We start from the raw sequence: 10,112 nt of genomic DNA on the forward strand, positions 1-10,112 counted from the left end.
GGCGGCTACTACGGCGGCCGCCACCATCACGGCGACCGCGGCGACGCCGCCCTGGCCGCCGGGGTGATCGGCCTGGCCCTCGGCGCGGCCATCGCCAGCAGCAGCAACGACCGCCACTACCGGCGCGGCTACGACTACGGCTACGCCCCGCCGCCGCCGCCGCCCCCGCGCTACTACGGCGGCTACGGTTACGGCCCGCGTTACGGCTACGGCTACGGCCGAGCCCGCGACTGCTGGACCACCCGCGACTACGACGAGTGGAGCGGCTCGGTCTACGAGCGGACCGTCTGCCGCTAGGTCACGGCCGGACATGCAAACGCCCCGGGCTCGCGCCCGGGGCGTTTTTGTTTGGGGCAAATTGCTAGGCCCCGAACTCAGCTGAAATCCACCCTGTTGTTGTCATCCCGGCCGCAGCGAAGCGGAGAGCCGGGACCCAGGGCCACCGCATTGCGCCGGCCCTGGGTCCCGGACAGCCTCTGCGAGGCTTCCGGGATGACAACGGAATTGGGGCTTTGGATTCTGATTGTTGTATCGAGCCTTAACCCCTACGCCGCGCGCAGGCGTTCCAGCACCAGCGGGTGGAGTTCCTGGTTGCAGGCCAGGATCGAGACGCCGTCGGCCGGGTTGCCGTGCTCCTCGATCGACGAGACCTTGCCGCCGCTTTCGGCCACCATCAGCACGCCGGCCGCCACGTCCCAGGGCTTGAGGTTGCGTTCCCAGTAGCCGTCAAAGCGGCCGGCCGCGACCCAGGCCAGGTCCAGGGCCGCCGAACCGAAGCGGCGCACGCCGGCCACCTTCTGGCTGACCTGGTGCAGTTCCTTCAGGAACTGGCCGTGGCCGGGCTTGCCCAGGAACGGCACGCCGGTGGCCAGCACGCTCTCGTCCAGGTGACGGCGGGCGGCGACGCGCAGGCGCTTCTCGGCGCCCAGATAGGCGCCCTTGCCCTTTTCGACCCAGAACAGGTCGTTGGTGATCGGGTTGTAGGTGACGCCGGCGACGATCTCGCCCTCGCGCTGCAGGGCGATGTTGACCGCGAAGTGCGGGATGCCGTGCAGGAAGTTGGTGGTGCCGTCCAGCGGGTCGACGATCCAGGTGTGGGTCTTGTCGGTGCCCTCGATCATGCCGCGCTCCTCGCCCAGGAAGCCGTAGCCGGGGCGGGCCTTCTCGAGGATCTCGAAGATCACCTGCTCGGCCTTCTGGTCGGCGGCGGTGACGAAGTCGGCGGGGCCCTTCTTGGAGACCTGCAGCTCGGTGACCTCGCCGAAGTCACGGGCCAGGCCGCGCGCGGCTTTGCGGGCGGCGTCGATCATCACGTTCAGGAGGGCGGAAGCGGTGGCCAAGGCGGGTGTTCCTCATAGTTCCCCCTACGCAGCGTCGGGAGCGACGGCGGGGGATATGCGTGCGGGCGGATAGAAAGATCGGGAAAGTGGGCGCGATACCTAGACGCGGAGGGCGCTGAAAGCAAGGCGAGGGGATTTTAGGCGCCAGTCAGGCGTCAGGAGCGCGGGGACGGCGAAGGACATGCCGCGTCACCCAGAACAAGACGCCCAGCACCGCTAGAGCAACGCCCGTCCAGAAGAGGCGGCCGATCCAGATGGCCATTGGGCTCATGGGGAGTGGGGTGGAGGCAGCCGTTTCCGATATTAACTCGATCCTCAGCCCAAACGTCGGGGTCAGCGGGATCTTGAGCAGCCACGCAACAACCGACAGGAAAGCCAAGAATGCCAGGGCCGCTAGTATCCATCGCGTGCGCACGTACCTGAAATCCCCATTGCCAGTCAGTTCGAGGCGGTCAGCCTGACGGGGTTTTTGCGGATGAGCAACGGCCGGCGATTTTCTTCGCGCCATGTCACATCCGCGCCCCCTGCCTCGTCCTATCCGCGAACCATGAGGGACGAGACGATGCGTTGGGCGAAATGGATCCTGCCGGCCTTGCTGGCCCTGAACGGCGTGGTGATGATGCTGGCCCCGGCCTGGTGGTACCCGCGCGTGCCGGGGGTGATCGAGACCGGGGCGCTGAACGAACACTTCGTGCGCGACATCGGCGCGGCGTTCATCGCCTGCGCCCTGGCCATGAGCTGGGCGGTCCGGGATCCGGTCCGCGGCCTGGGCGCGGCCGTCGCGGCGGCGGCCTTCCTGTGCCTGCACGCGACCATCCACCTGATCACCCCGTTCTGCGGTCCCAAACCGTGGCCGCTGCTGGCCCGCGATTTCCCGGCCGTCTTCCTGCCGGCCATCATCAGCCTGTTGGTGGTATGGTCCTGCGTTCGACGCCAGAAGGTGAAGGCATGACCGCTCAGGACGCGATCTTCGAGGCACGGCGCGGGGCGATGACCGGCCTGGCCTACCGCATGCTGGGCTCGCGGGCCGACGCCGAGGACGTGGTGCAGGACGCCTGGCTGCGCTGGCGCGGGGTGGAGACGGACGAGGTGACCAACCCGGCCGGCTTCCTCAACCGCGTCGTCACCCGCCTGTGCCTGGACCGGCTGAAGTCGGCGCGGGCCCGGCGCGAGGTCTATGTCGGCGAATGGCTGCCCGAGCCGGTGGTCGACGAGGATCACCAGGACCTGGGCGAGGACCTGTCGGTGGCCTTCCTGCTGGCCCTGGAGCGCCTGACCCCGCTGGAGCGCGCCGCCTTCCTGCTGCACGACGTGTTCGACGCGCCGTTCGCCGACGTCGCCAGGACGCTGGGCCGCACCGAGGCGGCCTGTCGCCAACTGGCGGCCCGGGCCCGCGAGCACATCAAGGCCGGCAAGCCCCGCTACCGCCCCAGCGCCGAGGAGGAGCAGCGCCTGACCAACGCCTTCCTGGCGGCCGCCCTGGGCGGCGACGAGAGCGTGCTGCGCGGCATCCTGGCCCAGGACGTGGTGCTGCATTCCGACGGCGGCGGCGTGGTCAAGGCGACGATGAACCCGGTATTCGGCCTGGAGAAGGCGGTCCGCCTGCTGATGGGCCTCAAGAAGAAATTCCCCGCCCCCGACGGCACTGTGGCCCGCCTGGCGCGGATCAACGGCGCGCCGGGTCTGGTGCTGTCGTACGAGGGCGTGGTGTTCCAGACCATGGGGCTGGAGATCGTCAACGGCCGCATCGCGGCGGTCTACACGATGCGCAACCCGGACAAGCTGGCGCGGTTGAACTCCTGAGGGTGTTCCACGGGGCTCGCCTTCAACTCGCACTAACGCTCGTCATCCCCCGCTTCATGCGGGGGACCCAAGCGGCGTTTCCAGGGGAGAATGGATTGGCGCGGCTTGGGTCCCCCGAACATGTCGGGGGATGACGAACGTGGGTGGCATGGTTTGCGAACGAAGCGTCCCCTAGGGCAGCGCCACCTTCGGCAAGGTTTCCCGGGTCTCGCACGCCACCCGGCCCGCGCCGCCGGTCGCGCCCTTGATGTCGTCGATCTTCTCGCCGTTGCGCCAGCCCTTCTCCAGGGCCTGATCGCCGGTGAAGTCCATGCCCAGGTCGATCCACTTGTCGGTCGCGCAGTCCAGGGCGAAGACCATGATCGGGCCCTTGTCGGCCGGCCAGCTCTTGTAGGGGCCGTTGGGGCGGCCCTCGGCGATGCGCACGACCACCAGGCCGGACGCCTGGTCCACCCGCATGAAGTCCGCGTCGTAGAACGTCTTCGCCTCGCCGGGCGAGGCTTTCCAGGTCTCGGCCCGGCCGGAGGCCGCCATCGCCGCCGTCATGCCCAGGACCGTTACGCCAAGCAAACACAGTACGAGCCGCATCATGGCCGCTCCTCCCGTATTTTATCGTTGGGAAGTAGGGTACGCCCGTCAAGCTTGAGCGGCAATGCCGGGGAAGGCGAGGGGCCTCAGCCGGCCCGCGCGGCCAGTCCCTGGGCGATCGCCGCGTTCAGCGCCGCCACCCCGGCGGCCGGGCCGCCCCGATGCTTCCAGACCCCGGCCGAGACGGCCAGGAAGTCGGCCCCGGCGGCGGCCAGGTCGGCGGCGTTGTCGGCCGTGATCCCGCCGATCGCCACGCAGGGGACCTCCATGGTCTCCTGCCAGATGGTCAGGATCTCCGGCTCGGCGGTGGTCGGGGCGTCCTTGGTGGTGGTCGGGAAGAACGCCCCGAAGGCCACGTAGTCGGCCCCGGCCTCGGCGGCCTCCATGGCCAGGTGGCGGCTGTCGTGGCAGGTGACGCCGATCACCGCGTCCGGGCCCATCAGCTTGCGGGCCTCCTTGTAGGCCATGTCGCCCTGGCCGATGTGCACGCCGTCGCAGCCCAGCCGGGCGGCCAGGTCGGGCCGGTCGTTGAGGATCACCGCCACTTCGCGCGCCCGGGCGATCGGGGCCAGGACCGCGACGGCGGCGGCGATCGCCTCGTCGGGGACGTCCTTCAGGCGGATCTGCAGCGCGGAGACGTCGCCGGCCCCCAGGGCCGCGGCCAGGTCGCGCCCGAAGGCGTCCAGGTCGGCCAGGGTCGGCGGGGTGATCAGATAGAGGCGGCAGTCGGTCATGAGCCGGGATTACGCCGATTTGAAGGATGGCGCGAGAGGTGGGATCAGGTCCTCCCCCCGTGGGGGAGGCGGCCGCAGGCCGGTGGGGGGAGGCGTAGGGTCGTCGATCCGGAATGGGGGCGCTCGCCGATCACTCCCCCCTCCGTCGGCTGCGCCGACACCTCCCCCACGGGGGGAGGGCCTAGTTCGATTTGTCGCACTGCGAGTCAGTTGCAAACCGACCGCGCCTCCGCTACATGAGAATGACAATCATTCGGCGGGAAGTGCGTCCTTGTACGTCTGCAACTGTAACGGCATCCGCGAGCGCGAAGTGCGCGCCGCCATCGACGCTGGGGCCACCCGCCCGGCCGAGGTGTTCCGTCACAAGGGCTGCCAGGCCCAGTGCGCCAAGTGCGTCTGCGAAATGCGCCAGATGATCCAGGACAGCCGCGAGGCCCTGGCCTACGCCGCCGAATAGGCCCCAAACGCTCCAAAATCAGCGACCGCGAAGCAGTCTCACGCTTTTCCGTGAGGCTGAGAAACACTTGCAGACATAGCGGTTGAAGCTCTCGCTCCGATAGATCACCGTCGCGCCGAATCTGATCTTTTGAGGAGGCCGCCATGCAAGGCGATCCCGGCATCATCCGGCTCTTGAACGCGGTGCTCACCAATGAGCTGACGGCGGTGAACCAGTACTTCCTGCACGCGCGGATGTACGACAACTGGGGCTTCAAGCGCCTGGGCAAGATCACCTACGACGAGTCGATCGGCGAGATGAAACACGCCGACAAGCTGATCAACCGCATCCTGTTCCTCGAGGGCCTGCCCAACCTGCAGGACCTGCACAAGCTGAAGATCGGCGAGACCGTGCCCGAATGCCTGGCCTCGGACCTGTCGGTCGAGGTCGGCGGCCGCGAGACCCTGATCCCCGGTGTCATCCAGTGCGAACAGGCCCGCGACTATGTCAGCCGCGAACTGCTGCGCGAGATCCTCAGCGACACCGAGGAGCACATCGACTTCCTGGAGATGCAGCTGGGCCTGGTGAAGGCGCTGGGCGAGCAGAACTACCTGCAGAGCGCGATGGGGGAACTGCCGGCTTAACGGCGCAAGGTCCTCCCCCTGTGGGGGAGGCGGCCGAAGGCCGGTGGGGGGAGTTGTAGGATCGCTGTCGCGAAACACCGACGGTCCGATCACGCCCCCCACCGTCGGCTTCGCCGACACCTCCCCCATGGGGGGAGGACTTAGTTTTTCCGCGTCATGAACACCCGCGCGTCCTCGTCCAGCCCGCGCGCCCGATGCTCTTCGCGGATCGCCCGCATCCCCGGCGTCAGCGCCGTGTTGGCCACGTCGACGAACCCCAGCCAGCGGTAATAGGGCGCGTTCCACGGCACGTCCCTGAACGTCGACAGCGACAGGCCCTTCAATCCCGTTGCCCAGGCCCGGCCCGAGACCACGTCCAGCAGGGCCGCGCCGATCCGCTGGCCCGCGTGGGTCGGCAGCACGTCGATCTGCTCGACATAGGCGTGGTCCTCCACGGTCCTGAACATCACGAACCCCACCAGGTCGTCGCCGTCCACGGCCACGATCAGGCCGCCGGTTCCGATCCGCGCGGCCAGCACCGCCGCCGGGCTGGGCTCGTCGGCCGCCAGGGCGTCCATGAGGCCGACGAAGCGCTGCGCCGAGGCCCGTTCGAGGGCGCGGATCGTCTCGATCTCACCGGGCCGGGCGGCGCGGAAGGCGACCATGGGAACTCCACAAAAGCGCGCCCGCCGCCGGGAACCAAGGTCCAGCTAGGCGGGTTACAGGCATGTTTAGCGAGGAGTTCCGTCATGCACATCCCGAACGGCAAAATCCACGGGAGGCGGGCGCTCGCCGGCCGCGAGTCGTTCGAGATCGACACCAAGGCCGACACCCCCGCCACGGCCGGCGCCCAACTGGCCCTCGGCCTGGCCCTGGCCGGCGGGGCGATCCTGGTCTCGACACTGCTGGGCCGCCGCCACGAACGGATGATCGACGACCAGGAATACGCGGTCGGCTACGCCGAAATGCACGAGCCGGTCGCCCATCAGCCCAAGGCGCTGACCAGCCTGCTGCTGCCGCCGCTGTTCATCGCCATGACCCTGTCGGGGCTGCGCATCTGGAACGCGCCGTCCAGCCCCACGCGGACCCGGGCTCTCGCCCTCTGGAGCCTGGTGCAGGGCTTCAACGCCCTGTGGCTGGCTCTCGGCGCCAAGCGCGTCGGGGGCCAGCTGGGCGCCGCGACCGCCTCGCTGGCCGCGTCCGGGGCCTACGCCCTGCAGGCCCGCAAGCTGGTGGCCCCGGCCTCGGGCCTTTCCAGCCCCTATCTCGGCTGGTTGGGCTTCGCCAACGCCCTGACCGAGGAGCTGTGGAAACGGCCGCGCGTCACGGTTCACTGAATTTGGTTCATTGACCGTTCAGGTGGTCAAGCTTTAGCTCCCCCAACAACCTCTGGGGGAGTTTTCGCATGCGTCCGTTTCTGTTGATTCCTGTCCTGGCCGGCGGCCTGCTGCTGGCCAGCTGCGCGACCATGAGCCAGGAGGCCTGCCTGCAAGGCGACTGGGCCGGCGTCGGTTTCAAGGACGGCGAGGCGGGGCGCCCGCAAAGCCGCCTGGACGAGCACGCCAAGGCCTGCTCCAAGGCCGGGGTCGTCCCCGACGCCAGGCCCTATTTCGCGGCCCGCGACCAGGGGTTGAAGCTCTACTGCACCCCGCAGCGGGGGTTCCAGGAAGGCCGGCTGGGCAACGCCTACGCCGGGGTCTGCCCCGAGCGCGTCGCGGGCCGCTTCCTGGCGGCCTATGCCGACGGCCAGCTGATCCACGCGGCGACCTCGCGCCTGAGCCAGGCGGAGTCCGACCGCGACAGCGCCGACAACCGCGCCGAGAAGCGGGACCGCGAGGCCAGCGGGGTCGAGGACGAGCTGAAGAACCCGGCGCTCAACGCCGAACAGAAGCGCGAACTGCGCGACCGCCTGAACCGCCTGCGCAGCGAACGCCGCGCCGCCGTCGAGGACGGCCGCCGCGCCGACTGGGCCAAGCGCGACGCCGAACGCGAGGTCGACGACCTGGAACACCGGTTCCGGCCGATCTACGGCGGCTGGTGAGGCGTTTAAGCCCTCTCCCGGAGGGGAGAGGGAGGGGCCCGCCGCGCAGCGGTGGGAGGGTGAGGGGTCACGCCCTCAGCCGGAGCGCCACGCCGATGGCGTCGGCCACGCCCCCGGGATCGGCCAGCACGACCTCGTTGTCGAAGCGCAGGACCCGATAGCCGCAACGTTCGAGCACTTCTGTCCGCGCGGCGTCATGCTCGGCGCGATCTTCATGCGTCGGGCCATCCAGCTCGACGATCAGGTGAGCATCACGGCAGACGAAGTCGGCGAAGTAGCGATCGATCGGGACCTGTCGGCGAAACTTGAAGCCGTCGAGACGGCGGCCACGGACGATGGTCCAAAGCTTCTCTTCGGCGAGAGTTTGGCCGCGACGCAGGCGGCGAGCGTTTGGGATCGGGTCCATGAGCGCGAGCTTGGCTTCGCTCGCGAGCCTGGCAAGCGAAGTAACCGGGGTTTTGCTTCGACGTCGTCACCCCTCACCCTCCCACGCTTCGCGCGGGCCCCTCCCTCTCCCCTCCGGGAGAGGGTCAATAATCCTTCACTTCACCCCGATCACCCGGTCCAGGCTGAACCCGCCCCCGCCCTTGGCGATCAGCAGCAACAGGATCGCCGCCCAGGACAGGTGGGTGCTCCAGGCGTCGGGATAGACGAACACTTCGATCACCAGGGTCATGCCCAGGAACGCCAGGGCGGAGAGCCGGGTGAACAGGCCCAGAACCAGCAGGATCGAGAACAGGTGCTCGCTGTAGGTCGCCAGGTGGGCCGCCAGGTCCGAGGGGATCAGCGGCAGGGCGTACTCTTCGGCGAACAGCGAATAGGTTCCGTCGGTGATGTGCAGCACCCCGTCCACCTTGGTGCGGCCTGACAGGAAGAACACCGAGGCGATCCCCAGGCGGGCGACCAGCAGCAGCAGGTCGTCGGGCAGGGCTTTGCGCGCGATCCCGGCCAACTGGGCGAAGGGACGGGTCAGCGGGTTGGAGGGCGCGAGGACGTCGGTGGTCATGACGGGGCTCCGGGGATCAGGTCGATGAACACGCCGTCGGCGATCAGGGCGGCGAACAGGGCCGCCAGGTCCGCGTCGGGGTCGGCCAGGGCGGCGGCGGTGATCGCCTCGCCCAGGCTCGCGCCGCTGCGGGCGGCGGCGAGGAAGGCGTGGCCGGCGGCGTCGAGCAGCCGGCAGGCGACGGCGTCGGCCGGGCGGACGATCAGCACGCCCTGCGGATCCTCGACCCATTCCAGGCCGTCGGGCTCGGGCTCGCGCGCACCCAGCCACAGGCCGGGCAGGCCGTTGTCGAACCAGACGAAGGCCAAACTGGGGTGCAGCGTCACGCGGGCGCCGGCCAGGGCCTCGGGGGCGAGGGCGAAGGCCTCGGCGGTCAGGGCCTCGGCCTCTTCGGCGAACAGGGCGGTGGTCCACAGGCGGTCCAGGCCCGCCACGGCGGGCAGGTAGGGCAGGTCGCCGGCCGGCGGGAAGCGCGCCAGCCAGTCGGGGAAGGCCTCGCCATAGGCCGCCAACGCGGCGCTGGCCGGCGGATGCTGGCGGGCGAACAGGGCGGCGGCGGCCTCGAACCATTCGGCGCCGACCAGGCCGGCGACCGTGGGGAAATTGGCGGCCAGGGCGTCGACGCAGCCCTTGGCGATGGTGTTGCGATAGACGGCCAGGCCGGTCTCGCCGACTTCCGGGCTGGGCAGCCAGGCGGCGATGGGGGCGGAGGTTCGCTCGGCCAGGGCGGCGGCGAAGGCGTCTTGGAAAGTTCCCAGCTCACTCACGGTCGTCATCCCCCGACTTGTTCGGGGGACCCAAACAGGGTCGGCCGGGTCAGCTTGGGTCCCCCGCATAAAGCGGGGGATGACGGCGTTTTTAGCGTGGTGAGGATGTCATGCGCCCGGTCCCGCTCGGCCATCAGCACGTCGAACGCCGGGATGTCGTCATCGCGCTCGATCAGGGTCGGCCGCGGGCCGATCCGCTGGATCAGGCGGTGGTAGAGCGCCCAGACCGGCTCGGCCACCGGCGCGCCGTGGGTGTCGATCAGCAGGGCCGAGCCGCCCGCATCGGTCCCGTGGCCGGCCAGGTGGATCTCGCCGATCGCCTCGGCCGGCAGGGCGTCGAGATAGGTCTCGGCGGCGTAGCCCAGGTTGCTGGCGCTGACGAACACGTTGTTGACGTCGACCAGCAGGCCACAGCCGGTGCGGCGGGTCAGTTCGGCGAGGAAGTCGGTCTCGTCGAGGTCGTGGCCGGTCAGCGGCAGGTACAGCGACGGGTTCTCGATCAGGATGGTCCGCCCCAGGGCGTCCTGGGTCCGGCCGATGTTGCCGGCGATACGGTCCAGGGCGGCGCGGGTGCGGGGAAAGGGCAGCAGGTCGGGCTGGTGGACGCCGCGATGGGTGCTCCAGGCCAGGTGCTCGGAGACCACGAAGGGCTCGAACCGGTCGACCAGGGTCTTCAGGGCCGCCAGATGCGCGGGGGCGGGATCGGCGTCGGCGGCCAGCGACAGGCCCACCCCATGCAGCGACAGCGGCCGCGTCTCGCGGATCGCCGCCAGC

At 69.6% G+C, this 10,112-nt stretch carries 15 protein-coding genes and 1 pseudogene; 8 read left to right on the top strand and 8 right to left on the bottom strand.

Features of this window, described 5'->3' with window-relative positions; translation table 11 throughout:
- The coding region (locus PMI01_RS01160) for a hypothetical protein (RefSeq protein ID WP_007661882.1) at positions 1–297 on the top strand (297 nt) is incomplete at its 5' end.
- Positions 298–394: 97 nt separating this feature from the next.
- Positions 395–542 (top strand): annotated as a pseudogene (locus PMI01_RS28160) (hypothetical protein); the annotation flags it as partial.
- 3 nt (positions 543–545) lie between these two features.
- On the opposite strand, the gene PMI01_RS01165 reads toward PMI01_RS28160, so the two are convergent.
- The gene (locus PMI01_RS01165) at positions 546–1,340 is read right to left on the bottom strand and encodes an inositol monophosphatase family protein (protein ID WP_007661885.1); all 795 of its coding nucleotides are present in this window, start codon (positions 1,338–1,340) and stop codon (positions 546–548) included.
- Positions 1,341–1,902: 562 nt separating this feature from the next.
- Between PMI01_RS01165 and PMI01_RS01175 the strand changes: the two genes are divergently transcribed.
- Both PMI01_RS01175 and PMI01_RS01180 read left to right on the top strand, forming a co-directional pair.
- Positions 1,903–2,292, top strand: a complete 390-nt coding sequence (locus PMI01_RS01175; protein WP_007661886.1) for a hypothetical protein — start codon at positions 1,903–1,905, stop codon at positions 2,290–2,292.
- Entirely contained in the window at positions 2,289–3,143 is an 855-nt protein-coding gene (locus tag PMI01_RS01180) for a sigma-70 family RNA polymerase sigma factor (RefSeq protein ID WP_007661887.1), read from the top strand. Before PMI01_RS01175 ends, PMI01_RS01180 begins: the two co-directional genes overlap by 4 nt.
- A 171-nt stretch (positions 3,144–3,314) precedes the next feature.
- Here PMI01_RS01180 and PMI01_RS01185 read toward each other — a convergent pair whose 3' ends face one another.
- Positions 3,315–3,734, bottom strand: coding sequence for a hypothetical protein (locus tag PMI01_RS01185; RefSeq protein WP_007661888.1), 420 nt, complete (start codon positions 3,732–3,734; stop codon positions 3,315–3,317).
- Between the two features lie 83 nt (positions 3,735–3,817).
- Positions 3,818–4,465, bottom strand: a complete 648-nt coding sequence (thiE, locus tag PMI01_RS01190; protein ID WP_007661889.1) for a thiamine phosphate synthase — start codon at positions 4,463–4,465, stop codon at positions 3,818–3,820.
- Between the two features lie 271 nt (positions 4,466–4,736).
- Between thiE and PMI01_RS01195 the strand changes: the two genes are divergently transcribed.
- Together PMI01_RS01195 and bfr are read left to right on the top strand one after the other, a co-directional pair.
- Positions 4,737–4,922 carry a (2Fe-2S)-binding protein gene (locus PMI01_RS01195; RefSeq protein WP_007661891.1) on the top strand — a complete coding sequence of 62 codons (186 nt, stop codon included), beginning with the start codon at positions 4,737–4,739 and terminating at the stop codon, positions 4,920–4,922.
- 143 nt (positions 4,923–5,065) lie between these two features.
- Positions 5,066–5,545, top strand: a complete 480-nt coding sequence (bfr, locus tag PMI01_RS01200; protein WP_007661893.1) for a bacterioferritin — start codon at positions 5,066–5,068, stop codon at positions 5,543–5,545.
- Positions 5,546–5,685: 140 nt separating this feature from the next.
- On the opposite strand, the gene PMI01_RS01205 is transcribed toward bfr, so the two are convergent.
- Positions 5,686–6,189, bottom strand: coding sequence for a GNAT family N-acetyltransferase (locus PMI01_RS01205; RefSeq protein ID WP_007661894.1), 504 nt, complete (start codon positions 6,187–6,189; stop codon positions 5,686–5,688).
- A gap of 84 nt (positions 6,190–6,273) precedes the next feature.
- Between PMI01_RS01205 and PMI01_RS01210 the strand changes: the two genes are divergently transcribed.
- Positions 6,274–6,861 carry a TspO/MBR family protein gene (locus PMI01_RS01210; RefSeq protein ID WP_007661896.1) on the top strand — a complete coding sequence of 196 codons (588 nt, stop codon included), beginning with the start codon at positions 6,274–6,276 and terminating at the stop codon, positions 6,859–6,861.
- A 68-nt stretch (positions 6,862–6,929) separates the two neighbouring features.
- The gene (locus PMI01_RS01215; protein WP_007661899.1) at positions 6,930–7,565 is read left to right on the top strand and encodes a DUF2799 domain-containing protein; all 636 of its coding nucleotides are present in this window, start codon (positions 6,930–6,932) and stop codon (positions 7,563–7,565) included.
- Positions 7,566–7,632: 67 nt separating this feature from the next.
- Here the strand turns inward: PMI01_RS01215 and PMI01_RS01220 are convergent, their stop codons facing one another.
- The 4 genes from PMI01_RS01220 to PMI01_RS01235 form a co-directional block, all read right to left on the bottom strand.
- The gene (locus tag PMI01_RS01220; RefSeq protein ID WP_007661901.1) at positions 7,633–7,971 is read right to left on the bottom strand and encodes an endonuclease domain-containing protein; all 339 of its coding nucleotides are present in this window, start codon (positions 7,969–7,971) and stop codon (positions 7,633–7,635) included.
- A 135-nt stretch (positions 7,972–8,106) separates the two neighbouring features.
- A complete protein-coding gene (locus PMI01_RS01225; protein WP_007661907.1) occupies positions 8,107–8,571 on the bottom strand; it encodes a DoxX family protein in 465 nt (154 codons plus the stop codon).
- Positions 8,568–9,347 (bottom strand): HvfC/BufC N-terminal domain-containing protein, encoded by a 780-nt coding sequence (locus PMI01_RS01230; RefSeq protein ID WP_007661908.1) that lies wholly within the window; start codon positions 9,345–9,347, stop codon positions 8,568–8,570. The genes PMI01_RS01225 and PMI01_RS01230 overlap by 4 nt, the downstream gene beginning before the upstream one ends.
- A partial coding sequence (locus PMI01_RS01235) for a DUF692 domain-containing protein (RefSeq protein WP_051989855.1) occupies positions 9,344–10,112 on the bottom strand: 769 nt, incomplete at its 5' end. The genes PMI01_RS01230 and PMI01_RS01235, both read right to left, overlap by 4 nt.

Origin of the sequence: Caulobacter sp. AP07 (genome assembly GCF_000281955.1) — a bacterium.
Taxonomy (GTDB): Bacteria; Pseudomonadota; Alphaproteobacteria; order Caulobacterales; family Caulobacteraceae; genus Caulobacter.